31 protein-coding genes and 1 tRNA gene are annotated in these 22,474 nt (G+C 66.9%); 22 read left to right on the forward strand and 10 right to left on the reverse strand.

Annotation, left to right across the window (positions count from 1 at the left end; translation table 11 throughout):
• Window positions 1-3: 3 nt before the first annotated feature.
• Genes SALMUC_RS04480 through SALMUC_RS04515 form a run of 8 tightly spaced genes read left to right on the forward strand, consistent with a single transcriptional unit; the run spans window position 4 to window position 6,082 of the window.
• Window positions 4-315, forward strand: coding sequence for a head-tail connector protein (locus tag SALMUC_RS04480; RefSeq protein ID WP_020041312.1), 312 nt, complete (start codon window positions 4-6; stop codon window positions 313-315).
• On the forward strand, window positions 315-725 hold the full coding sequence (locus SALMUC_RS04485) for an HK97-gp10 family putative phage morphogenesis protein (RefSeq protein WP_020041313.1): 411 nt from the start codon (window positions 315-317) through the stop codon (window positions 723-725). Before SALMUC_RS04480 ends, SALMUC_RS04485 begins: the two co-directional genes overlap by 1 nt.
• Window positions 725-1,141 (forward strand): DUF3168 domain-containing protein, encoded by a 417-nt coding sequence (locus SALMUC_RS04490; RefSeq protein WP_020041314.1) that lies wholly within the window; start codon window positions 725-727, stop codon window positions 1,139-1,141. The genes SALMUC_RS04485 and SALMUC_RS04490 overlap by 1 nt, the downstream gene beginning before the upstream one ends.
• Window positions 1,138-1,455, forward strand: coding sequence for a phage head closure protein (locus SALMUC_RS04495; RefSeq protein WP_020041315.1), 318 nt, complete (start codon window positions 1,138-1,140; stop codon window positions 1,453-1,455). Before SALMUC_RS04490 ends, SALMUC_RS04495 begins: the two co-directional genes overlap by 4 nt.
• The gene (locus SALMUC_RS04500; RefSeq protein WP_020041316.1) at window positions 1,452-1,856 is read left to right on the forward strand and encodes a phage terminase small subunit P27 family; all 405 of its coding nucleotides are present in this window, start codon (window positions 1,452-1,454) and stop codon (window positions 1,854-1,856) included. The genes SALMUC_RS04495 and SALMUC_RS04500 overlap by 4 nt, the downstream gene beginning before the upstream one ends.
• Window positions 1,834-3,432: a terminase large subunit gene (locus SALMUC_RS04505; RefSeq protein WP_020041317.1), complete on the forward strand. Its 1,599-nt coding sequence runs from the start codon at window positions 1,834-1,836 to the stop codon at window positions 3,430-3,432. The genes SALMUC_RS04500 and SALMUC_RS04505 overlap by 23 nt, the downstream gene beginning before the upstream one ends.
• A gap of 11 nt (window positions 3,433-3,443) precedes the next feature.
• Window positions 3,444-5,744: a hypothetical protein gene (locus SALMUC_RS04510; RefSeq protein ID WP_020041318.1), complete on the forward strand. Its 2,301-nt coding sequence runs from the start codon at window positions 3,444-3,446 to the stop codon at window positions 5,742-5,744.
• Window positions 5,744-6,082 carry a phage tail assembly chaperone gene (locus tag SALMUC_RS04515; protein ID WP_020041319.1) on the forward strand — a complete coding sequence of 113 codons (339 nt, stop codon included), beginning with the start codon at window positions 5,744-5,746 and terminating at the stop codon, window positions 6,080-6,082. Before SALMUC_RS04510 ends, SALMUC_RS04515 begins: the two co-directional genes overlap by 1 nt.
• Before the next feature lie 17 nt (window positions 6,083-6,099).
• On the opposite strand, the gene SALMUC_RS04520 is transcribed toward SALMUC_RS04515, so the two are convergent.
• Both SALMUC_RS04520 and SALMUC_RS04525 read right to left on the reverse strand, forming a co-directional pair.
• On the reverse strand, window positions 6,100-6,399 hold the full coding sequence (locus SALMUC_RS04520) for a hypothetical protein (protein ID WP_020041320.1): 300 nt from the start codon (window positions 6,397-6,399) through the stop codon (window positions 6,100-6,102).
• Window positions 6,400-6,580: 181 nt separating this feature from the next.
• Complete coding sequence (locus tag SALMUC_RS04525; RefSeq protein WP_020041321.1) at window positions 6,581-7,018, reverse strand: Arc family DNA-binding protein; 438 nt, start codon at window positions 7,016-7,018, stop codon at window positions 6,581-6,583.
• Window positions 7,019-7,120: 102 nt separating this feature from the next.
• Between SALMUC_RS04525 and SALMUC_RS29500 the strand changes: the two genes are divergently transcribed.
• The 6 genes from SALMUC_RS29500 to SALMUC_RS04545 all read left to right on the forward strand — a co-directional run bounded on the left by SALMUC_RS29500 (window position 7,121) and on the right by SALMUC_RS04545 (window position 9,428).
• On the forward strand, window positions 7,121-7,291 hold the full coding sequence (locus SALMUC_RS29500; protein ID WP_020041322.1) for a toxin-antitoxin system HicB family antitoxin: 171 nt from the start codon (window positions 7,121-7,123) through the stop codon (window positions 7,289-7,291).
• A 63-nt stretch (window positions 7,292-7,354) separates the two neighbouring features.
• Complete coding sequence (locus SALMUC_RS29505; protein ID WP_020041323.1) at window positions 7,355-7,522, forward strand: hypothetical protein; 168 nt, start codon at window positions 7,355-7,357, stop codon at window positions 7,520-7,522.
• Window positions 7,519-7,890: a hypothetical protein gene (locus tag SALMUC_RS04530; RefSeq protein WP_020041324.1), complete on the forward strand. Its 372-nt coding sequence runs from the start codon at window positions 7,519-7,521 to the stop codon at window positions 7,888-7,890. Before SALMUC_RS29505 ends, SALMUC_RS04530 begins: the two co-directional genes overlap by 4 nt.
• Window positions 7,887-8,090, forward strand: coding sequence for a hypothetical protein (locus SALMUC_RS04535; RefSeq protein ID WP_020041325.1), 204 nt, complete (start codon window positions 7,887-7,889; stop codon window positions 8,088-8,090). Before SALMUC_RS04530 ends, SALMUC_RS04535 begins: the two co-directional genes overlap by 4 nt.
• A 127-nt stretch (window positions 8,091-8,217) precedes the next feature.
• A complete protein-coding gene (locus SALMUC_RS04540; RefSeq protein WP_020041326.1) occupies window positions 8,218-8,403 on the forward strand; it encodes a hypothetical protein in 186 nt (61 codons plus the stop codon).
• Entirely contained in the window at window positions 8,400-9,428 is a 1,029-nt protein-coding gene (locus SALMUC_RS04545; protein WP_020041327.1) for a site-specific integrase, read from the forward strand. Before SALMUC_RS04540 ends, SALMUC_RS04545 begins: the two co-directional genes overlap by 4 nt.
• Window positions 9,429-9,496: 68 nt before the next feature.
• Here SALMUC_RS04545 and SALMUC_RS04550 read toward each other — a convergent pair.
• A tRNA-Cys gene (locus SALMUC_RS04550) sits at window positions 9,497-9,570 on the reverse strand.
• A gap of 216 nt (window positions 9,571-9,786) precedes the next feature.
• Between SALMUC_RS04550 and SALMUC_RS04555 the strand changes: the two genes are divergently transcribed.
• The 5 genes from SALMUC_RS04555 to SALMUC_RS27990 all read left to right on the forward strand — a co-directional run bounded on the left by SALMUC_RS04555 (window position 9,787) and on the right by SALMUC_RS27990 (window position 13,861).
• A complete protein-coding gene (locus SALMUC_RS04555; RefSeq protein ID WP_020041328.1) occupies window positions 9,787-10,161 on the forward strand; it encodes an ElaB/YgaM/YqjD family protein in 375 nt (124 codons plus the stop codon).
• A gap of 6 nt (window positions 10,162-10,167) precedes the next feature.
• Window positions 10,168-10,488 (forward strand): hypothetical protein, encoded by a 321-nt coding sequence (locus tag SALMUC_RS04560; RefSeq protein WP_020041329.1) that lies wholly within the window; start codon window positions 10,168-10,170, stop codon window positions 10,486-10,488.
• 139 nt (window positions 10,489-10,627) lie between these two features.
• Window positions 10,628-11,278, forward strand: a complete 651-nt coding sequence (locus SALMUC_RS04565; RefSeq protein WP_020041330.1) for a protein-L-isoaspartate O-methyltransferase family protein — start codon at window positions 10,628-10,630, stop codon at window positions 11,276-11,278.
• A 56-nt stretch (window positions 11,279-11,334) separates the two neighbouring features.
• Window positions 11,335-12,735, forward strand: coding sequence for a TolC family outer membrane protein (locus SALMUC_RS04570; protein WP_021119836.1), 1,401 nt, complete (start codon window positions 11,335-11,337; stop codon window positions 12,733-12,735).
• Between the two features lie 70 nt (window positions 12,736-12,805).
• Entirely contained in the window at window positions 12,806-13,861 is a 1,056-nt protein-coding gene (locus tag SALMUC_RS27990) for a hypothetical protein (protein WP_020041332.1), read from the forward strand.
• 109 nt (window positions 13,862-13,970) lie between these two features.
• Here the strand turns inward: SALMUC_RS27990 and SALMUC_RS04580 are convergent, their stop codons facing one another.
• A complete protein-coding gene (locus SALMUC_RS04580) occupies window positions 13,971-14,300 on the reverse strand; it encodes a DUF6280 family protein (protein WP_020041333.1) in 330 nt (109 codons plus the stop codon).
• Window positions 14,301-14,516: 216 nt separating this feature from the next.
• On the opposite strand from SALMUC_RS04580, the gene efp reads away from it, so the two are divergent.
• Together efp and SALMUC_RS04590 are read left to right on the forward strand one after the other, a co-directional pair.
• A complete protein-coding gene (efp, locus tag SALMUC_RS04585; protein WP_020041334.1) occupies window positions 14,517-15,080 on the forward strand; it encodes an elongation factor P in 564 nt (187 codons plus the stop codon).
• 92 nt (window positions 15,081-15,172) lie between these two features.
• Window positions 15,173-15,520 carry a GNAT family N-acetyltransferase gene (locus tag SALMUC_RS04590; RefSeq protein ID WP_020041335.1) on the forward strand — a complete coding sequence of 116 codons (348 nt, stop codon included), beginning with the start codon at window positions 15,173-15,175 and terminating at the stop codon, window positions 15,518-15,520.
• A 31-nt stretch (window positions 15,521-15,551) separates the two neighbouring features.
• On the opposite strand, the gene SALMUC_RS04595 is transcribed toward SALMUC_RS04590, so the two are convergent.
• The 4 genes from SALMUC_RS04595 to SALMUC_RS04610 form a co-directional block, all read right to left on the reverse strand.
• Window positions 15,552-16,349: a fructosamine kinase family protein gene (locus tag SALMUC_RS04595; RefSeq protein WP_020041336.1), complete on the reverse strand. Its 798-nt coding sequence runs from the start codon at window positions 16,347-16,349 to the stop codon at window positions 15,552-15,554.
• Window positions 16,346-17,080, reverse strand: coding sequence for a CAF17-like 4Fe-4S cluster assembly/insertion protein YgfZ (gene ygfZ, locus SALMUC_RS04600; RefSeq protein WP_020041337.1), 735 nt, complete (start codon window positions 17,078-17,080; stop codon window positions 16,346-16,348). Before ygfZ ends, SALMUC_RS04595 begins: the two co-directional genes overlap by 4 nt.
• Window positions 17,081-17,177: 97 nt before the next feature.
• Window positions 17,178-18,953, reverse strand: a complete 1,776-nt coding sequence (locus SALMUC_RS04605; RefSeq protein ID WP_020041338.1) for an ABC transporter ATP-binding protein — start codon at window positions 18,951-18,953, stop codon at window positions 17,178-17,180.
• Window positions 18,950-19,645, reverse strand: a complete 696-nt coding sequence (locus SALMUC_RS04610) for a phosphatase domain-containing protein (RefSeq protein ID WP_020041339.1) — start codon at window positions 19,643-19,645, stop codon at window positions 18,950-18,952. Before SALMUC_RS04610 ends, SALMUC_RS04605 begins: the two co-directional genes overlap by 4 nt.
• A gap of 144 nt (window positions 19,646-19,789) precedes the next feature.
• Here SALMUC_RS04610 and SALMUC_RS04615 point away from each other — a divergent pair, with 144 nt between their 5' ends.
• On the forward strand, window positions 19,790-21,028 hold the full coding sequence (locus SALMUC_RS04615) for a pyridoxal-phosphate-dependent aminotransferase family protein (protein WP_020041340.1): 1,239 nt from the start codon (window positions 19,790-19,792) through the stop codon (window positions 21,026-21,028).
• Here the strand turns inward: SALMUC_RS04615 and SALMUC_RS04620 are convergent.
• Both SALMUC_RS04620 and SALMUC_RS04625 read right to left on the reverse strand, forming a co-directional pair.
• Entirely contained in the window at window positions 20,991-21,212 is a 222-nt protein-coding gene (locus tag SALMUC_RS04620) for a histidinol phosphate aminotransferase (protein ID WP_245584660.1), read from the reverse strand. The two genes, SALMUC_RS04615 and SALMUC_RS04620, sit on opposite strands and share 38 nt — an antisense overlap.
• Before the next feature lie 92 nt (window positions 21,213-21,304).
• Window positions 21,305-22,417, reverse strand: coding sequence for a pyridoxal phosphate-dependent aminotransferase (locus SALMUC_RS04625; RefSeq protein WP_020041342.1), 1,113 nt, complete (start codon window positions 22,415-22,417; stop codon window positions 21,305-21,307).
• Between the last annotated feature and the right edge of the window lie 57 nt (window positions 22,418-22,474).

The following is a 22,474-nucleotide window of genomic DNA, read 5'->3' on the forward strand; positions in this document are numbered from 1 at the left end:
TCCATGGCCATCGTGACGGTTTCCGAGATCAAGGAGCAGCTATCGTTCACCGATGACATCGGATCGGTGGATGATCCGCTGCTTCAGCGTAAGCTCGACGCGGCTCAGAACCATGTCGAGCGCCTTCTCGGGTTCAAGATCGAGGAGACCTTCGGCGGCGAGGATCAGGACCCGGTTCCGCCAGCGCTGATCGAAGCCGTCAGCCAGCTGGCGGCATGGTGGTATGAGCAGCGCGAGGCGGCGGGCGACGGCGCCCGCGAGATCCCCTTCGGCGTGCGCGAGATCGTCACCGAGTACCGGGAGTTCACGTTCTGATGGCAGATGATGGCGGCCTGTCGAAGTTCCAGAAGCGGATGAAGGCGATCCCCAAGGCGGCGCGCGAGGCGGTGCAGCCCGCGCTCGCGACGGGCGGTTACGAGATCCAGGAGGCCATGGAGCGCCTCGCGCCGGAGGACACCGGCGACCTCGTCGGATCGATTGCCGTGACGCTGCCGGGGCATGCCACCCCGCCGTACTCCATGCCGGGCGGTTCCTATGTCGTGCCCGAGAACCAGGTCGCGGTGACGGCGGGCAACACCGATGTGCGCTACGCCCACCTGGTCGAGTACGGCACGCGCCTGGCGCCTGCAAAGCCCTTCTTCTGGCCGGGCTTCCGGATCGCCCGCAAGCGCGCCGAGAACCGCGTCAAACGCGCGATCTCCAAGGCCATCCGGGAGGCGCGCTGATGTCCGCAGATCTTGCCGTTCAGAAGGCCATCCGCGCCCGTCTCGTCGCGATCACGGCGGTGACGGACCTCGTGCCCGCGTCCAGCATCATCGACCGCAACTCGAGCCCGGCACCGCGCCCGAGCATCGTGATCGGCGATGCCCAGGTGATCGATGAGGGCAACAGCATCGCCCGGACTCGCGAACGGATCTTCCACACCGTGCACGTCTGGAAGACCGAGCCCTCGCGCGAGGGCGTGAAGGAGATCATGGCCGCGATCCGCACGGCCCTGCGCAGCGGGCGTCTCGACCTCGGGCCGGGCTACCACTGCGCCGACTGGCGGGTGAGCAACATGCGCGCGCTGTCCGACCCGGACGGGGAGACCTCGCACGGCGTCATGGTCGTGGACGTGCTGGCCGAGGAGGTCTCGTCATGAAGGCGGGCAAGATGGTGCACGTGATCGAGATCCAGCAGTCCGCGACCACGGTCAACGACGCGGGCACTCCGAAGAAGACCTGGTCGAAGCTGGCCACGCTGCGCGCCGAGCTGATTGAGCAGAGTACCGAGGAGTTCCTGCACAACGCGGGCGACACCAGCGTCATGACGCTCGCCTTCCGCACCCGCTACCTCGCGGGCATCACCGATGAACACCGCGTGAGCTTCGACGGGCAGGCCTTCGATATCGAGAAGATCGTGACCATCGGGCGGCGCCGGGGGCTGGAGTTGCGATGCAAGGCGGTGTCGCCATGAGGGGAACGAAGCCGCAGCTGATGACCGATTCCGAGGCGCTGGAGCATATCCCGGCGCCTGACTGGTTCTCGGTGCACGCCCGCGCGGAATGGGACCGGGTCATGCCGATCCTCTCGGAACGGCGCATCCTCACCGATGCGGACCTCGGGAGCCTCGAAAACTACTGCCTGGCCATCGGCACCGTCCGCGAGATGGAGACGCACCTGCAGGAGCACGGGCACATCCTGATCGACATCGAGGGCAAGATGAAGCGCAACCCGGCTGTGGGCGTGCAGTCCGATGCCATGACCCGCGCGCGCCTGCTGGCGGCCGAGCTGGGCCTCACGCCGGTCTCGCGGTCCCGACCCGCGATCCGAGAGGACGAGCCGGAGGAAGGCGATGACCCGCTCAACGTATCCTGAATGGATCTACGACGGCTCGGAGATCCCGGACCCGCTGGGCTTCGGCGAGCGGGCCGTGAAGTTCCTGCGCATGCTGCGCCATCCGAAGTCGGGTAAGGCCTTCCAGCTGGACCCGTGGCAGGAGCGCATCGTGCGGCGCATCTACGGCCCGCGCCACGAGGATGGATCGCGGATCGTGAAGACGGTGGTCGGGCTCATTCCGAGAGGGAACAGGAAGACCTCTCTGGCCGCCGCGCTGGAGGCGCTGCACACGGTTGGGCCGGAGGCGGTCCCCGGGGGCGAGGTCATCACCTCGGCATCGGACCGCAAACAGGCGCGCATCGCCTACGAGGAACTGCGCGGACTGATGCTCGCTCACCCGCGCATCGCGTCCCATGTGCGCCCGCTCGACTACCGCAACCGCATCGTCTACCCCAAGCTCCGCAGCTTCTGCGAGGCCATCAGCGCGGATGCCGGGACCCAGCACGGCCGCACGCCGGTCTTCGTGCTGGCTGACGAGCTTCACGCCTGGAAGAAGCGCGAACTCTGGGACGTGCTGCGCTCCGGCCTGGTGAAGACGCCCGGCTCGCTTCTCGTGGTCGCGACGACCGCAGGGCGGGGGCAGGAGAACATCGCGTGGGACATCGTGGATGACGCCCGCCGCGTGGCGCGCGGGGAGGTGGATGACCCGTCCATCCTGCCGGTGCTTTTCGAGGCCGAGCGGGATTGCGACTGGCAGGACGAGGAGGTCTGGTTCCGCGTGAACCCCGGCCTGCGCCACGGGTATCCCGACATCGAGGGCCTGCGGCAGCTCGCGCGGGAAGGAGAGCGTCGGATCGGGGACCGCGAGGCTTTCCGCCAGCTGAACCTGAACATCTGGCTCGACCACGCCACCGATCCCTTTGTCGAGATGCACATCTACGACGAGGGCCGGGGCGCGGTCGATCTCGACGACCTGGAGGCGCGGCAGCCGCCCTGCTGGCTGGGCGTGGACCTCTCCAGCAACTCGGACCTGACCGTCATCGTGGCGTGCTGGCGCGACGGCGACGACGGCTTCCAGGTGGCGCCCTTCTTCTTCTGCCCGGAGGACAACCTGCGCGCCCGCGAAGACCTCTCCGGGGTGCCGTACACGACCTGGGCGGACGAGGGGCTGATCACGCCGACGCCGGGCAACGTGGTGGATTTCCGGGCCGTGGAAGACCAGGTGCGCGAGCTTTGCGCCCGCTTCAACGTGCAGGAGATCGCATTCGACCCGCACCTCGCGCGGAACATGCTCAATGATCTGCTGGAAGACGGCTTTCCGGCGGTCGAATTCCGGCAAGGGTGGGTCTCCATGGCACCGGCGGTGAAGGAACTGGAGCGTGCCATCATAGGCCGGAGGTTCCGCCACGGAGGCCACCCGGTGCTGCGCTGGAACTTCTCCAACATCGAGGTGCGCACGGACAGCGCCGGGAACCGCGCGTTCCACAAGGGCAAGAGCCGGGACAAGATCGACGGGGCCGTCGCGGCGGCCATGGCAGTGGCGCGCTGCGCGGCCGACGAGGGTGGCATGGTGACCGCTGCCGACTGGTTCACCGAAGACATGTGGACGGCATAGGAGGCCACGCGATGGATGAAGAACGGCTGATCGTGGCGCTTGAAGCGCGCATCCGCGACTTTGAAAAGAACATGCAGAAGGCAGAGCGGCGCGGGACGCAGTCCTATCAGCGGCTCCGCAGTGGCTCGCGCATGGCCACCAGCGCCATGGAACGCGACATGCTGCGCTCCACGAGCAGGATCAACCAGGCGCTCGCGACCACCTCCACGCGCATCGGGGCGGTCGGCAAGGCATTCGCAGTCGGCGCCATTACGGCGGGGTTCGCGGCCATCGCACGCGGGGCCACGGCTGCCGTTCGCAGCATGGCGGAGATCGACAGCCAGGCACGGCAGGCCGGGCTCAGCGTGACCGCCTTCCAGGAGCTGACCTTCGTCTCCGAGCAGAACCGCATCGGCGTGGATGCCATGGTGGACGGGCTCAAGGAACTGCAGCTGCGCGCCGACGAGTTCATCGTGACCGGCAAGGGCGCGGGGGCCGAAGCCTTCCAGCGGCTCGGGTACGGCGCGGAAGACCTCGCCCGCCGACTGGAAGAGCCCGAGCAACTGTTCCTCGATATCATCGGACGCATGGAGGACCTCGACCGCGCCGCGCAAATCCGCGTGGCCGACGAGGTGTTCGGCGGCACGGGCGGCGAGCGCTTCGTTGAACTGCTGCGGCAGGGGAAGTCGGGCATCCGCGAGATGATGGATCGCGCCCACGACCTCGGCGCCGTGATCGAGGAGGACACCGTCAGCAAGGCGGCCGAGCTCGACCGGAAGTTCGCCGAGATCACGCGGCGCGTTTCGACACTGGCCAAGACCGTCGTGGTCGATCTGGCCGGGGCCATCGAAGACGTGGTGACGATGGACGTTGACGAGATCTTCGGATCGGCCGAGCGCGCCATCGCCATGATGGGCGAGGAAAACTACCGCGCCATGAAAGACGGCGCGCAGGCCACCGAGGAGCAGCGCGAGACCGTCGAAGACCTGGCGAACACCTACGACGAGCTGTTCCGCGCGATCAACGCGGCGACCGGCCCGGACGGCATCCGCCTCATGGACGTGGCCGACCTTCCCGCAGCGCACGAGCTGGCAGGCATCCTGCAGGACATCGAACGCGAGATGCAGGCCTTCAAGACGGGCAGCAGCAACGCGGGCGAGTTCGAGGAGGCCGTCACTGACCTGGTGGGCGAGGCACAGGACCTGATCGCGGAACTGAGCGCGGTGGACGCGCAGCGCTTTGGCAACGTGGTCTCGGCAATCGGCGGCATCGCCGACGCCCTGGTGACCGCTGCAAACAACGCGGCCACGCTTCGACAGAACCTGCCCGCCGGGGATGATGGCGCGATCTCCTACGGGCCGCAGAACGGCCGGCGGCCGAGCGTGGATCTCCGCCCCGGCGAGAACGCCCCGGAGACCTCGGTACGCCCGAGGCTGCCCAGCGTGAACTTCGGCTTTGGAGGCTCCTCGGGATCGAGCGGTGGCAGCTCCGGCGGTGGCGGAGGCGGCGGAGGCCGCAGCGTTGACGACTACCGGCGCGAGGTGGAGCGCACCCGCGAGGCGGTGGCGCGGCTGGAAGCCGAGGCCGTTGCCCTGGCGGCCGTGGCCGAGACGGGCTTCGAATACGGCGATGCGGTGGACTACGCGCGGAAGAAGGCCGAGCTGCTCTACGAGGCGCAGGCGGCCGGGAAAGAGGTGACGCCCGAGCTACGGGCCGAAATCGATGAGCTGGCACAGGCCTACGCGCGGGCGGGGCAGGCGGCCGACGATGCCTCCGACAAGCTCGACAGGATCGAGGAGAACACCGAGCGCGGCGCGGATGCGATGACCGATCTCTTCACATCCATTCTCGACGGCTCCAAGACGGCGGGCGAGGCGCTCCGCGACCTCCTGATGCAGATCATCGAGATCCAGCTCCAGCAGCGCATGATGGGCCTCGCAACCAGCGGTGGGGGCGGCTTCTTCCAGGCTATTGGCGGCCTTCTCGGAGGTGCGCGCGCTGGCGGTGGGCCGGTTCGGGCAGGCGTGCCCTACCTGATCAACGAGCGGACGCCGCAGAGCGAGATGTTCGTGCCGTCCGAGTCGGGCGGGGTGCTCAACGTCCCCCAGGCGCAGGCGGCGCTATCTCAGCGCGCGACGAAGAGTGAAGGCTCGCTCGACCTCAACCTGAAAGGCGCCATTGACGTGGGCGTTGACGGCGAGGGCAACGTGAAGGCCATGGTGCGCGACATGGGTGTCACGGCGACACGGCAGGGCGCAACGCTGGCGGTCAATCAGATGAAGACGGAACTGCCCGGCTGGATGCAGAGACTGAAAACGCACGGAGCGCTGTGATGACCCGGAACGGTAGACTGTCCAACCGCCTGTGTGGGGCTCTGGAAGCGCACCTGCAGGGGGACCGACTCCGGGCGCCCGAGGGATCGGCGCCGGTCTGGAACGCCTTCCAGGCGCTTTCACGGGCGCGCTCCTGCGGGCCTGCGGGACCGAACCCGATCAGTTTCCCGGAAATCGAGGCGTGGTGCCGCCTGATGCGCGTGCCGCTTGAGCCGCACCACGTCGAAGCGATTACCGCCATGGATCGTGTCTGGATGGAGCAGGCCTACGCGAAAGGGGCGGGCGGCAAGCCGACCTCGCCGCTCACCGCCGCCGCCTTCGATGCGTTCATGAGGTAATGACGCTAGAATACACGTCAGAAGGGGCCGTCTGTCACGAACCGGAATTCCTTCGTAGACTCTGTCTGGCCACTGAAGGACATCACCGAACTACCTTTCGCGATATCGCTCATTGAGCGGTTTAGGTCCAGTTGGGCCTGGTCCGTCACATATTCTCCGGCGATCCGAATGACCTCGTCTTTGGTGTCCCAATTGTCGCAGTCAGCGCAGCCATATAAGGTTTCTCCGTCCGCACCTTCCTTCGATCCAACGGGAGCCTTGCAAAGACCACAAAGAATTGGGTGGCTCGTGGTGTTGTCTTGATCGTCGTCACTCATGAGATCTCCAGCGTACGTCTTCACTCAGGTTGTGTAACAGAAATGTTGAGTTTTGTATCGCGGATGGTCACTCAACATTTTTGTTACGTCTCTCAACATCCGCGATACTCTTTCGCGGTAGTAATGGGGAGAGGGCGGGAGAGGGTCGGTTTCGGCCCCCTGGGGGTGGCTACCCGGGAACTCAGTCGTTTTCTGCAGGAGGTAGCTCCCAGCTTGGAGGGCCTTGGCGCCGAAATTCCGAGGCGTTGATACCGCCGCCTTTGCCGTGCGTCATGAAGATCTCGCGATTGCCGTACTCGTCGCGAGCGGTTGAAAATCTCAGCATTATCTCGGCGCCCTCCATGTGAAGGATGACGTTCGCTTCCTTCAGCCTGGTGTCCTGCTCGCCATCACTTTCGGCACTCTGGATCCAATCCATCAGCCGATAGAGACGCTGAAAGGCAACCTTCATTGGCGTGGGGTCCGGAGGTGCGGGATATTTCTCTTCCAGCGTGGCCGTCAGCTCGCTGTTCACGGATCGATTGTTGTCCGATGCAGCATTCTTGATGCGGTCTCGCAGTTCCGGTGCGATCCGGAGAGCGATCTGTACGGTCGGGGCAGGTGTGCGGTCGGCGGGCATGTCGTTTCCTCTCTCTGCAATCATTCTGATTTCAGCGCTTGACAGTCAATGCAATCATAATGATTGTAAGCACATTAATTGCAAAACTGGAGGATCGCAGAGATGAACGCCATTCAACCCAGAGGCGGCGAGGGGGTCGCGCAGGTCTCAGTCCGCCTGCCCGTAGGGCTCCATGCGGCAGTCAAGGCCGAAGCTCAGGCTCGTGGACAGTCGGTGAATACGCTGATCGTCATGAACTTGCGCAAGGAGGTCGAAGCCACCGCACAAAAGTAAAGGCCGGCGGAGTTGCAGCTCCAGCCGACCTTCATTGAAACCCCACAAGGAAGGGGACTACCCATGACAGTACCCGAACGCGCGAACGAAATCCAGTCCCGCGACCACCTTCACGACAGCATCGCCTTGGCGCTCGACGCCATCAGCGTGCCCGGCTGCTCCCACAGGAACCTCGCAGAGGCCCGCACCTACCTGCGCGATGCCCTCCGGCAGATCGGGGGTGCGGCATGATGCGACGTGATTTCCTGAGTAGCGCTGCAGTCGCCGTTACCCCGGCAGCGGTCCTTCCTCACATTGAGGACGAAGCCGCGACATCTGACCCCCATCGGCAGTGGTTCGAGGAGTGGCGCTCGCTGCGCCGCCGCTGGGAGCACGAAAGCCTTGATGAGGACGGCGAGGAGACTGCCCACGGCGAAGCGCTCTGGGATGCCGCCGACGCGCTGGAAGGCAGGATCGTCTCGACGCCGCCTCGGACCATCGATGGCGCGGCCGCCCAGATCGAATGGATGCTCGCCGACAGCACGGACACAGACTTCCAGGTCGGCCATCGCGAGGCGCTCGAGCTGGCGGTTTCGACGCTGAAAGGAGGTGTCGCATGAGCGTTGAGAGCAAATGGATCGACAAGGTCAACGACCTCGACAACCAGGTCGCGGACCTCGGCAACCTCGTCGAGGCTCTGCAGTTGGTGTGCGAGCAGTGGTGCGGCACTCCGTTGGAGCGCGGTTCCGAGCAGGACCGGGTTCGTAGCGCCGTAGTCGGCCTGGCGAAGGCGATGGAGGAGCGCGCGTCACAATTGTAGCGAAATGCGGATCGAACCGGAGAGGATGTGAGCAGAATAGCTCACATCCATACCGACGCCCGAGCTTTAAACCTCAGCGAAATCGGCGGCGCATAAGTAACTTGGTGAACGGAACGGAAACAGGAAAATGCCAAGCCCCCAGACCATCGCCAAGCAAACAGTCGCCGCCCTCATTCGGGAGGCCCGCCAAGCCGGGTGGGTCCGCGCCAAGTTCGAGATCAGGCCGGACGGCAGCGTCACTGTCGACGCAGGTATGACCGAAACCGAAGGTGGAGACGACTTCCTCGAGGACGACCTGAGGATGGGTAAATGACCAAGAAGGATTTGCCCAAGTACGTCTACGAGGATCGGGGGTACGTCAGGTTCATACGCCGGTCCCGCGGTCAATCCGTGATGATGAAAGAGGAGCCGGGCTCCCCCGAGTTCTGGGACCACTACCGACGCCTGCTGAGGGGGCGGGAACCGATCCCGGCCAAGCGAACGTTCGAGGCGCTGATCCTCAGCTACTACGAGAGCGATGCGTTCAAGTCCCGGAAGCCGCGCACCAAGGCGGACTACCGGAAGTACATGGAGCACATCCGGAAGATCTGGGGGAACAAAGACCCCGCCAAGATCGAGACCCATCACATCTACGAGCTGCACCGGGCGAATGCGGACAGCTGGCGGAGGGCGAATTACCTCGTCCAGGTGATGGTGGTGCTCATGAACCATGCGCGCCTGATCGGCTTCCTGAAGAAGGAAGACGGCAACCCGGCCAGAGGTATTCCGCTGTTCAAGCAGCCCGGCGCCGGATGGGAGCCATGGCCCGAGGAAGTGCGCGAAGAGTTCGAGCGAGTCGCTCCAGCGCGAGCGCGGCTAGTCTATGAACTCTGCGTCGGCACCGGCCAGCGGATCGGCGACGTGCTCACCATGCGGTGGGACCACTTCGATGGCGGGTCTTGGGACATGACCCAGGGCAAGGGCGACAAGCCCATGTGGATCCCCCTGACGGATCGGCTGAAGGCCTACCTCCAGACGGTCCCGAAGAAGGGGCTCACCGTCATCACTGATTCTGCCGGCCGTCCGGTTCGCTACCGGACCGTCTCCGAGGAGATGCGGAAGGTGAAGGCCGAGATGCAGCACCCGGAAGCGCGCTCATACGTGACGCACGGGCTGCGCAAGAACGCCACCATCGAACTCTACCTGGCAGGCTGTGACGACGAGATGGTGAAGGCCGTGACCGGTCACTCGGGCGTCGAGATGCTCAAGAAGTACGGCGGACGGGTGAGGCAGAAGGTTCTCGCCACCCGCGCACAGGAGGCGCGCAACAGGATGGAACAGAACAAGCCCGGAACGTGAATGTTTCAAAGGATGTTTCAAAAAGCCGAAGGAAGGACGAGCAGTATGGCGCAAGTGCTTGAAAATAATGGAGGCGAGTACCGGAATCGAACCGGTGTACACGGATTTGCAATCCGCTGCGTAACCACTCCGCCAACTCGCCAGAGTGCGGCATCTCTTAGGTTTCCTGTGAAGGATCGTCAAGCGGCTATCGTCACCGCGTGTGCGCAAGAAAGGGATGCAGCCTTCGGCCTGCTTGCGTTCTCCGGCAGGGCTGCCGTGACGGCATTTTCTTCTCATGGGAACGCGGCACAAGGGAACCGGGGCGATGCGGTTGCGTTATTATGCTGAACGCGCCGATTCTCACGGAGGACATGTCATGGCCGAGACCGCTACCAAACCCCAATCGATCAACCCGGGCCCCGAAAATCCGGCGCCTGCTTCGTCGTCGGCGTCCCAGCATGACGTGGATGCGCTCAACGAGCAGATCGCGACCCTGCGCAAGGACATTTCCTCGCTGACCGAGCTTGTCGGCGACATCGGCATGCGTCGCGGTCGCGACGCCCGTGACCGCGTCGAGGCCAAGGCCCGCGAGGCGCGCGATATGGGCGAGGAAAGGCTGCGCGAGGCCGGAGAGCGCATCTCGGAGCTCGAAGGTGAGGCGCGTGGCAGCATCCGCGACAACCCGTTCCAGGCCATCGCCATCGCCGCCGCCGTCGGCTTTTTCGCCGGCTACATCGGCAGCCGGAGGTAATCACGGGTGCTTGCTGGACTTGAAGCGCGGCTGCGCGCGGGCCTGTCACGGGCCGCGCGCAACCTGCTGGGCGGCCTCTGCCTGATCGTGGCGGCCGTCTTTCTCAGTATGGCCGCATGGATGGCGATCGAGCCCGTCCACGGCACGATGGCTGCGGCCCTGTCCCTGGGCGGTGGGTACCTCGTCATGGGGCTTCTGTTCATTTTCATTCCGGTGCGCGCACGGCTTCCGGCCGTTCCCGTGTCCAACGGGTCCAGCGCCGCGAGCCTGATCGACGCCTTCCTCGCCGGACGCGCGGCGGGGCGAGCGATGCACCGCGAGGATTGACGGCGCTGGACGCGCGCTGATGAGGCGCCCCGTGGCATCCGGCCCCGGGGCGTTCCGATTATACGTTTGCGGACGTTGCCCCCCCGGAACAACTGTGGCACAACCTGTTCAGGATTATCTGAACGGACGAGTTTAGCGGATGACCGACTTCGCGCAGCGCCGCCGCATGATGGTCGACACTCAGGTGCGACCCTCGGATGTGACAAAATTCCCCATCATCGAAGCCATGCTGCGCATTCCGCGCGAGGTCTTCGTGCCCTCGGAAAAGGCCGAGGCCGCCTATGCCGGGCGCAACATCGATCTCGGCGACAACCGCGTGGTGCTCGACCCGCGGACCTTCGCCAAGATGCTCGATGCGCTCGGTGTCGACCATGACGATCTCGTGCTAGATGTCGGAACGGGCTACGGCTATTCCTCCGCCGTGATCGCCCGCATCGCACAGGCCGTCGTCGCCGTGGAAGAGGACGAGTCCTGGGCCTCCGACGCCGAGGCCTTGCTCTCGGAACATGCGGACAACGTCATCGTGCACCGCGGCCCGATCGCCGAGGGCGCGGCCGAGCACGGCCCCTACGACGCGATCATCGTCGAGGGCGGCGTCGAGGAGCTGCCCGACACCATCGGCGCGCAGGTGAAAGAGGGCGGGCGCATTGCCTGCCTCTTCGTCGAGGGCAACCTGGGCACGGTCCGCATCGGCTGGAAGAACGACGGACACATCACCTGGCGGTTCGCGTTCAACGCGTCTGCGCCGGTGCTGCCGGGATTCGAGACAACAGAAGAATTCGCGCTCTGAACCGGCCCGACAAGGGGCGCGGACAGGGGCACGAGGGGCACAAGGGGCAGAACAGGATGCGCAAGGCGATTGTCGGAATGGTGGCGGGCGTCGGCCTCGCCCTCGGAGCGGTGGCCCCGGCCAGCGCCGAAACACTGGCGAGCGCGCTCGAGGGCGCCTACCGGACCAGCGGGCTTCTGGACCAGAACCGCGCGGTGTTGCGCGCCGCGGACGAGGACCTCGCACAGGCCGTCGCGGCGCTGCGGCCGGTGCTGTCATGGTCGGGAAGCGTGACCCGCTCCTTCGGCAAGACCCGGAACCCGATCACCGAGGAATTCGTCGGCTCGGCGACCAACAGCGCCAACATTGGTTTGTCGGCGTCGATCCTTCTCTACTCCGGTGGCCGCCGCATCCTTCGCTTCAACGCCGCCAAGGAATCCATCCTCGCTGCGCGGGCATCGCTCGTGGCCGTCGAACAGCAGGTCCTGCTGCGCGCGGTCGAAGCCTTCATGGACGTCCGCGAGGCGGTCGAGACCGTCGCGCTTCGCCGCAACAACGTGCGTGTCATCCAGGAAGAACTGCGGGCCGCCCGCGACCGCTTCGAGGTCGGCGAAGTCACGCGTACCGACGTCGCCGCCGCCGAGGCCCGGCTCGCCGAAGCGCGCAGCCTGCTTGCCACCGCCGAAGGCACGCTCGAGGTGGCGCGCGCCGAGTACGAGGCCGCGATCGGCCGGGCGCCAGGCGACCTCGTGCCGCCGGCCTCGGATCCGCGTTTGCCGGGCACCGTGCAGGAGGCGCAGGTCATCGCACGTCGCAATCACCCCTCGCTGGAGCAGCTCCAGCACCAGGTGACCGTGGCCGAACTGGCGATCGAGATTGCCGAGGCGGCGATGAAGCCGTCGCTTTCGCTGAGCACCGGCTATTCCTTCAACGAGACCTTCGACAGCGCCGCCGGCGAGCGCGGCGGTTCGATCTCGCTCAATGCCGAGGGTCCGATCTACCAGGGCGGCGAGCTGAGCTCGCTCGTGCGGCAGGCAATGGCCAACCGGGACCAGGTCCGCGCGCAGCTCTACGAGGCAGTCCGCTCGATCGAGCAGAACGTGGCCAATGCCTACGCGCAGCTGCGCGTGTCGCGGGCCTCGCTCGCGGCGACCGACGAACAGGTCCGAGCGGCGACCGTCGCCTTCCGCGGCGTGCGCGAAGAGGCCACGCTGGGCGCGCGCACGACCCTCGATGTGCTCGACGCCGAGCAGGAGCTGCTCGACGCGCGTGCCACGCGCATCACCGCCCAGGTGAACGAGACCGTGGCGGCCTATGCCGTGCTCTCCTCGGTCGGCCGGCTGACGGCGGATGCGCTGCAGCTGAACGTGCCGCGCTACGACCCCGAGGAATATTACGACCTGGTCAAGACCGCGCCGACGCTGTCGCAGCAGGGCGAAGACCTCGACCGTGTCCTTCGTGCGCTTGGAAAAGAGTAGGGTTGTCGGCATCTGTTGTTTGACACGCCGCGTCGGGCTACACTTTTACCGAGGCAAGAGCGGTAGATAGATGTCCGACCCCGTCACCAATGTGGAAATTGAGGACGTCCTGTCGTCGATCAGGCGGCTGGTCTCCGATGATGCTCGTCCCCGGTCCGAGGACCCGGCGCCGAAGCCCGCTGCGCGGCCGGACCGCCCGGATCGCCCGGACCGCTTGGTGCTGACCCCGGCGCAGCGGGTCCCCGAGCCCGAAGTCGCGCCCTCGGAAGAGCCGGCAGATGATGGTCAAGGGCGCGCGTCGAAAGCATCCGATGCCGAGCCCCTCGTGCTAGGCGGCGCCGAAGCGGTTAATGAGACCGCCGAAGATGCTTCTCCCAAGCCCGACGCGGACCCCGACGGAGGTTCGGGTGCGGCTGCGCTCGAGTCCTCTTCGCTGAAGCGTCTGGTGGGCGATGAAGTAACCCGCGTGCTTGCTGAGGAGGTCGCCGAACGCGCCAACGAGGCATTGTCCGAGGATCCCGAGGCGCTGGACGTATCCGATGCGCATGACTGGTTCGACTTCGAGCCTGATAGTCAGACCGCTGCCCCGCAGACTCCGGAGAGAGCCGACAGCGCTTCCGAATCGTCCGGCGAGCCGAAGCAGGTTGGCCAGGACAGCGCAGAAGATCAGGAGATCACGTTCACCGATCCGGACCGCGACGCCCTCAATCGCAAGATCGCCGTGCTTGAGGCGCTCATTGCGCGCAAGGGCGACGACGTCGGGGATGACATCGAAGAGGTTGAGAAGGGGGCTCGTGCGGCTTTCGTGCACCGGGCGCCAGAGCCGCTCGGCGGTGACGCCTCTTCGGATGTTGCTGCCGATGGGGACGAGGAGACAGAGGCTTCAGGCATTGCCAAGGCGGCCGTGCCGCTCCGCCGCTCCCGCGACATCCAGCATCAGGATATGCCCGCCATCCACGAGGCCAAACTTCCGGCCGCCATGGACGAGGACATGCTGCGCGACCTGGTATCCGAGACCGTGCGCCAGGAACTGCACGGGGCGCTCGGAGAGCGCATCACGCGCAACGTGCGCAAGCTGGTGCGCCGAGAGATCCATCGCATCCTGATGAGCCAGGAATTCGACTGAACCCCGCTTCGGAAGATACGACCTGCAAAAACCTAAGGCGCGCCCCCGGAGGGGCGCGCCTTAGATGTCCGGATCGTACTGAAACAGATAGGCCGCTGCCGGGCCGAGATCAGGCTGCTTCGGCGTGACCTGCAGCAACGGCGGCGTTGCGACGCTCGCTCTCTTCGCGCGACAGCGCGACCGAGGTGCGCACGCCCTTCGACACGAATTCCATGAGGCCGGTCACCACACGTTCGTTCGGGTCGATTCCCGCGCAGGACAGGACCTCGCGCCCATCGCGCGAGCGGGCCCACCGGGCGATCTGTTCGGGGCCATTGCCGTATTTCTTGTCGTCGGCAATCGCGTCGTCGAGCGCAGCCAGCACCACGGCGGCAAACAGCTTGCGCGCGCGGTTCCCCTGTTCGGAGTTGAAGGCTGTGCTGTCCACGGTGTCTCTCATGTTTCGACCTTTGATTTTTGCTCTTGTCTTTCCCGTCGTGAGGCGCGTTATGGACTATTCAGTTCGATTCGGATACAGCCCAATCGCATGGCTAACTTGCGCCTGATGCATGGCTCGCGGTGCTGGCAACACGATATCCGCCGCCTTGCACCGGGAAGACCGACCAGATATAGGGTGCGCCGAACAAGCGTCAACCTGCCGTCAAGGTAACTCCTCATGCCCAAGATCAACGGGAACGAAATTCGCCCCGGCAACGTCCTCGAGCACAACGGCGGCCTCTGGGCCGCGGTGAAGGTCGAACACGTCAAGCCCGGCAAGGGCGGCGCCTTTGCCCAGGTCGAGCTGCGCAACCTGCGCAACGGCTCCAAGCTGAACGAGCGCTTCCGCTCCGCCGACAAGGTGGAACGCGTGCGGCTCGAGCAGCGCGACATGCAGTTCCTCTTCGAAAGCGATGGCCTGCTGACCTTCATGGACACCGAGACCTACGATCAGGTCACGCTGCCGGCCGAGATCCTCGGCGACCGGCGCCCGTTCCTCCAGGATGGCATGACCATCCAGGTCGAGTTCTACGAATCCGAGGCGCTGAACGCCACGCTGCCGCAGAAGGTGACCTGCCGCATCGCCGAGACCGAGCCGGTGGTGAAGGGGCAGACCGCCGCCAACAGCTTCAAGCCCGCCGTTCTGGATAACGGCGTGCGGATTTCGGTGCCGCCCTTCGTCGGGCAGGACGAGGACATCGTCGTGAACACCGAGACCATGGAGTATGCCGAGCGCGCCTGACACGGGGCTCGCGCGCATATCCCCCGCAATCGGCCGGGGGCGCGCCATGAACAGATCGAAAGGGCCTCCGGCAAACGCCTGGAGGCCTTTTCATGATCGTGACCTGTACCGAAGATGATCTTCCCGACCTTGCCCGGATGTTGCGGCCGGCCGCCGACAGGCTGCCGGGGCAGGTTTGCGGCATGACCGAGCCGGGCGCGCTGTGCGACGTGCTGTCGTGCGAGATGCGTGGTGGCGCCCGTGTGCTGGGCTACCGCGCCGGCGGGGCGCTGCGCGGCTGCCTCATCGCCTGGCCCCGGGAGGCGGTCGATGTCCTCGCGGGGCGCCACTACGTCTGGGTGGCACCGACCTGGCGCCATCGCGGCATCGCGCGCCGCCTGGTCGCGGCCTGCGAGCCTGTCCCGCGCGCCGGGCTCCCGAAAGAGCGGGCGCGCGGGTGAGGGCGCAAATTCTCTTCGAAGGAACCTGCGCCTAGACGCCGGCCGCGTCCAGCATCCGGGTGACCATGCCGCGATAGCCATCGCCGAAGAGCCGCAGGTGCACGAGTGCCGGGAACAGCTGGTACACCGGTCGCCTGTCTTCGCGCTGCGGGTCCGTTTCCCCGTAGCTCTGCCAGAAGGCGGCCGGCGGATTGCCGAAGAGCTCGAGCATCGCCAGGTCCACCTCGGCATGACCGTGGTAGCAGGCCGGGTCGATCATCCAGGCCTTGGCCCGTCCGAAGAGCGCGTTGCCGGTCCAGAGATCGCCGTGCAGCAGCGCGGCCTCGGGTTGTGCGGGCAGACGCTCGGTCAGCGTGTCGGCCAGCCTTTCGACGCGCGACGCGAGGTCTGCGGGCAGGTCCGGGAGGAAGGGGCGCAGCCGCGCCTCGGCCCAGAACTCGCACCAGTCGTCGCGCGGGGAATTGCGCAGGGGCAGGGGGCCGAAGGCATAGTCCTCGGGCCAGCCATAGTCTGCGCCGCCCGTGCCGTGCAGTCCCCGCAGACCCTCGCCCAGCTTGCGCCAGCCCTCCTCCGAGGGGCCGATGTCCTCGAGCCACTCGAGGCAGAGCAGGTCGTCGACCTGGTGCAGCACCTCGGGGACGGGCGCCCCGGCCAGCGCCATGGCCTTGAGCATGCGCGCCTCGACGTCAACCACCGGGCCGCGCTTCACGGCCATGATCCGGCCGTTCTCGAGCTCGACGCGGGCGACCTCGGACAGATCGCCGCCGTGAACCGGCTGAACCGAGGCCACCTTGACGCCGAACTGGTCTCCGACGCGCTCCAGCCTCATGGCACATACCGCACGGTGGCGTCCCCTGCGGTCATGTCGCCCTTGGCGCGGTCGAAGCGGAGGTAGGCGATGCCCTGGCCGCCCGCCTGCGTGTAGAGCCTGCCCGCGACCTTCTCGCCGGCCATGATCTCGGTGCCGACGGGCGCCTCGCCTGCGACCTCGACCCGGGCGAGCCCCTTGCGCAGTTCGGTCTTGTGTTTCATCCGCGCCGTCACCTCCTGGCCGACGTAGCAGCCCTTGCGGAAATCGACGCCGTTCAGCCGCTCGAAGCCGGCCTCGAGGATGAAGGTGTCGGGCGTCAGCTCTACGCCGGTCTGGGGCACGCAGGCCTCGACCCGCAGCGCGTCCCAGTCGGCGGGTTCGGACGGCCGTCCGTCGTAGGCGCGCCAGCCCATGCGCGGGTCGCGCGGATCGTCCCAGGCGCCCTCGGGCGCGGCGCCGGGGCCGCGTGCCACGACGATGTCCGTCTCCTCGATCTCGACCTGCGAGCGCAGCTTGTACATGGTCAGTGCGCGCAGCAGGTCGTCGGCGACGGGCTCTGCCACGTCGACCAGCACGGCCTCGCCCTCGGGCACCAGGAAGAAATCCGCGCGGTACTTGCCCTGCGCCGTGAGCAGCGCCGTGTAGACCGGCCCCTCGGGGAGGCGGGTCACGTCGTTGGTCACCAGTCCTTGCAGGAAGTGAATCGTTTCGGGCCCGCTCACGCGGAACACCCTGCGATCGTCTGTCATTCTGCCCTCCGTTCGCTTACCGGCGATATAGTCGTCACGGTCGCGGCATGACAGGGGGAATGCGCGGCGCGGCGAGGGATCGCCGCCCGCATCGCCGTCAGTCCCGCGCGCCGGGCGCCGCCGCGCCAGCGCTTTCGAACTGCATCGCGTGCAGCTCGGCATAGGCTCCGCCACGCGCCAGCAACTCGTCGTGCGTGCCGTCCTCGACGACGCGCCCGGCGTCCATCACCACGATCTTGTCGGCGTGCCGCACGGTCGAGAGCCGGTGCGCGATGACCAGCGTGGTGCGGCCCTCCGCGAGGCGGTCCAGTGCTTCCTGCACCACGGCTTCCGAGGCCACGTCGAGCGCCGAGGTTGCCTCGTCGAGCAGCAGGATCGGGGTGTCGCGCAGGATCGCGCGGGCGATGGCCACCCGCTGCCGCTGCCCGCCCGAAAGGTTCGAGCCGCGCGGTCCAACGGGGCTTTCGAGCCCGGCCTCGAGCCGGGGCAGGAAGTCGGCCACATGCGCGGCCTTAAGCACCTCCTGAAGGCGGTCCTCGCCGACGTCGGTGCGCCCTAGCAGGATATTTTCGCGCAGCGTCTCGTCGAAGAGCAACGCCTCCTGGCTCACCACCGAGAAGAGCGCGCGCAGCTCGGCGAGCCGCATCCGTTCCACGCGCTGCCCGCCGATCGTCACCGCGCCTGACTCGGCGTCGACGAGGCGTGTCAGCACATTGAAGACCGTCGACTTGCCCGCGCCCGAGGCGCCCACCAGGGCCGTGGTCTTGCCCGCCTCGGCGACAAAGGAGGCGCCGCGTAGCACCGGTGCGTCGCCGTAGGCCAGCTGCACGTCGCTCAGCACGATCTCCGGCACGCCTTCGGGCGCCGCGACCGGCGCCTCGGGGTCGCGCAGTCCGGGAACGCGGTCGAGCAGCTCCTTGATGCGCTCCAGCGAGGCCGCGGCGATCTGCCAGTTGCCGCTCACCGCGCCCAGCCGGCGCAGCGGCTCGAAGGCCAGGCCGATGGCGGTGAAGAAGGCCATGAAATCGCCGACGGTCTTTTCGCCGGACAGGATCTCGCCGCCGCCGTAGAGCAGCACGCCCATGAAGCCGACGCCCGACATGATGTCGATGAGACCGGGGATCGAGGCCTGTCCCATGGCCGCGCGCACCTCGGTATGGATGCGATCATCCGTCAGCCGGCGGTAGCGCTTCGACTGGTAGTCCTCGAGCCGGTTCAGCTTGACCGGCACGATGCCGTGAAAGACCTCGTTGAGCCGGGTCGAGAGCTGCGCCGCGATATCGCGCGCCGCCCGCGCGTTGCCGCGCACGAAACGCTGCAGCACGATGGCCGGGGCCACCAGCAGCGGGGCGCCCACAAGCGCCACCAGCGTCCAGCGCCAGTCGATCCCCATCGCGACCGCGAAGAGCGAGATCAGCGCGATCACGTCGCGCCCCGCGCCCGTGATGATGATGCGCCAGACCTTGTTGACGCTGTCCACGTCGCCCTCGACCCGCTGCATCAGGTAGCCCGGGCCGTGCGACTGGTGAAAGGCACCCTCGAGCGTCATCAGGTGCGACAGCAGGTCGTTGCGGATGTCGCCCACACTCATCTGCGACACGCGCGTGAGCAGCACCTTCTGCGCGATGCTGGCCAGTGCCCGGATCAGGAAGATGCTGAAGAAGGCCAGCCCGACCCAGACCAGGGCGTCGCCGCTGCCGCCCACGAAAACCTCGTCGAACATCGGCTTCATCATGTAGCTGAGAAAGCCGAACATCGCGCCCTCGATGGACATGAAGATCAGCGCGAGCGTCAGCAGCCCCCGGTAGGGCCAGAGGTAGGTCCACCAGAGCCAGGCAAAGAGCCCGCGGGCGTTATCGGGCGCGTCGCTCACGCGATCTCTTCCGGCGGGCGGCGTGCGTCGAACCCGGCCTGCACCGCCTTGGCGTCGTATTCCGTGCGGATCCAGTCCTCGAAGGAGATCGGCGAGCGCGCGTTGCGCGCCGCGTAGGTGTCGAGGATGTAGCCCTGCACGCCGGTCTTGGTGAATTCGAGATGGATGTACTTCAGGCCCATCTGCTTGCGCGCCTCGGCGACGGGCACGCCCTCGAAGACCATCAGGTAGACGGCCGAGGCGAAACCCGCCCGGTCGGCGCCCGACTTGCAGTGGAACATCATCGGTTTCTCGGCCTGCCGCATCGTGTCGATGAGATGCTCGATCCGCGAGCGCTTGGGCGCCATGCGGGCCCAGAGCTTGGCGTGCAGCAGCGTGAGGCCCAGCTTCTCGCAGCTTTCCTTCTCGAAGAGGTAGTGGGAGTACTTTTCCTCGCCGCGCAGCGTGATGACCGTGCGGATGCCCATGGCCGCGTATTTCTCGAACCGGCGGTGCGTCGGGTGGTTCGACCGCCAGACCCCCGGCGCGATCTGCCAGAAGTTGGTCCAGACCGTGCGCAGCCAGGCGTGGTCGAACAGGTTGTAGTGCAGCTGCGACAGCGCCCGCGTGCGCGGAGTCGAGATATCCTTGCCGAAGGAACGGCGAAAGCGCCGTTCGGCCTGCTCGATCCTCTGCCAGAGTGCGGCCAGCATGTGCCCTGTCCTTTCGCGTCGCGCGGTGTTTACGGGGCGGGCGGGCGCGTGGCAACCCGCCCGCCGGATTGACGCCGGCGCAGGGACGGATACTTTGGCCCCTGCCGCCCGGCTTTCAAGGGGCGGATCTTCCCGGAGGTTTTCATGTCGCTCGCCCACGGTCGCCAATACCTGGCCATTCCCGGTCCTTCCGTGATTCCGGACTCGGTGTTGCAGGCGATGCACCGCCCGTCGCCGAACATCTACGAGGGCGATCTCGTCGACATGGTCGCGGGGATGATCCCCGACCTGCGCTACGTCGCCCAGACGACGGCCAACGCGGCGATCTACATCGCGAACGGTCACGGCGCCTGGGAGGCCGCGCTGTCGAACGTCGCGGCCGAGGGCGATGCGGTGCTCGTGCCCGCCACCGGCCGGTTCGGCCACGGCTGGGCCGACATGGCGCAGGGTCTCGGGATCGAGACGCAGGTCATCGACTTCGGCCGTCAGTCGCCCATCGATCCCGCCCGCGTCTCCGAGGCGCTCGCGGCCGATCGCGACCACCGTATCAAGGCGGTGCTGGCGACGCATGTCGACACCGCAACCTCGGTGCGCAACGACATCGCGGCGGTGCGCCGCGCCATCGACGCCACCGGCCACCCGGCGCTGCTCATGGTCGACTGCATCGCCTCGCTCGCCTGCGACGAGTTCCGCATGGACGACTGGGGCGCCGACGTCATGGTCGCGGGCTCGCAGAAGGGGCTGATGGTGCCGCCGGGGCTGAGCTTCGTCTTCTTCAACGAACGCGCCGCGGCCCGGCGCGCCGAGATGCCCCGCGTCAGCCGCTACTGGGATTGGATCCCGCGGGCGAACCCGGAATTCTTCTACCAGAACTTCGGCGGCACGGCGCCCACGCATCACCTCTTCGGTCTGCGCCAGGCGCTGGACATGATCCGCGCCGAGGGCCTCGAGGCGATCTGGGAGCGGCACGCGCGCCTTGCGCAATCGATCTGGGCGGCGGCCGATGTCTGGGGGGCCGAGGGGCCGCTGACGCTCAACATCTCCGATCCCGCGCTGCGCAGCCACGCGGTGACTGCACTGCGGCTGGGCGCCCCGCTGGGCAAACAGCTGCGCGAGTGGACCGCGCGCGAGGCGGGCGTGACGCTGGGCCTGGGCCTTGGCATGTCGGAGCCCGACGATCCCGCCGGCACCGGCTTTTTCCGTTTCGGGCACATGGGCCACGTCAACGCCCACATGATCCTTGGCCTTCTGGGCGTGGTCGAGGCCGGGCTTCACGCGCTGGACATCCCGCACGGCCGCGGCGGCGTCGCGGCGGCGGCCGAGGTCATCGGCGCTGCACGCGCCGTCACCCCTGCTGTCGCAGACGGTATTCCAGCCGCGTGATGAGATGATTGAGCAGGGCGCCGAGGATCACCACGGCGCCCAGTCCGAACTGGACCCAGATGACGCCGAAGATCCACAGCATGTTCACGAAAATCAGCACGAGGTTCGCGGTCGTGTAGTCGGGCGCGGGCATGCGGCTGCGCGGCTCCATCCGCACCTCCATCGGCAGGAATGTCTCTGGCAAAAAGCCTAGCGCCCTTTGCCGGAAAGTCACGGCGGAGCCTGCCTGCGAAAGGTTGAGAAGCCGTTTCCGGCCGAGAGGTGCCTGCGTCGCGTTCAGTCGCCGCCTCGGGCGGCAGCCAGCGCCCGGGGCAGTTCCTCGGCCAGCACGTCGAGCTCCTCGGGCCGGCCCGCGCTGATGCGGATGCAGCGGTCCAGCGGGGCGACGCCGGGCATTCGGACGAAAACGCCGCGCTCGATCAGGCCCTTCAGGACCGCGCGGGCGAAATCGCCGTCGCGACCGCAATCCACGGTGACGAAGTTCGTGGCCGAGGGCAGGGCGGTCAGCCCGCTCGCGGCCGCGATCTCGGCGATGTGCGCCTTGGCGTCGTCCACCTGTGCGAGGACATGGGCCAGCCAGTCCTCGTCCTGCACGGCGGCCTGCGCGGCGGCCTGCGCGGGCCCGTTCATGGCGAAGTGGTTGCGGATCTTGTCGAAGGCCCGGATCAGCGGCTGCGCGCCGATGGCATAGCCCAGCCGGATGCCTGCCATGCCGTAGGCCTTGGAAAAGGTGCGGAAGCGGATCACGCGCGGATCCTCGACGCCGATGCGGGGCGCGGTGCCCTCGGGGGCGAACTCGACATAGGCCTCGTCCAGTGCCAGCACGCAGCCCTCGGGCAGGTCGGCCAGCGCGGCCTCGATCACCTCGCCCGCGTGCCAGCTGCCCATCGGGTTGTCGGGATTCGACAGGTAGACGACCTTGGCGTCGACTTCGGCCGCCTTGGCGAACAGCGCGGCGATGTCCTCGTGGTCGTCGCGGAAGGGTACCTTGTGCAGCACACCGCCCAGCCCGTCGACGTGGTAGTTGAACGTCGGGTAGGCCCCGGCCGAGGTCACCACCGCGTCGCCCGGCTCGACCAGCAGGCGCAGGAAGTCGCCCAGTGCGCCGTCGATGCCGACGCCGAAGACGATGTTTTCCGGCGCGCAGTCCAGCTTGTCGCAGAGCGCCGCCTTCAGGTCGCGGTGGCTGGGGTCGGCGTATTTCCAGACGTGCTCGCCCGAGGCGCAGATAGCCTCGACAGCCCGCGGTGAGGCGCCGAAGACGTTCTCGTTGGCGCCAAGACGCGCGCGGAAGGGGCGACCCATCTCGCGCTCCTGCAACTCCGGGCCCACGAAGGGCACGGTTTCTGGCAACTCGCGGATCAGGGCGGGGAATCTGGGACCGGTCATTCCGGCGCTTTACGGCCTGTCCGCGAGTCGCGTCAAGCCGCGTTGCAGCGCCCGCGC

The organism is Salipiger mucosus DSM 16094, assembly GCF_000442255.1.
Classification (GTDB): domain Bacteria; phylum Pseudomonadota; class Alphaproteobacteria; order Rhodobacterales; family Rhodobacteraceae; genus Salipiger; species Salipiger mucosus.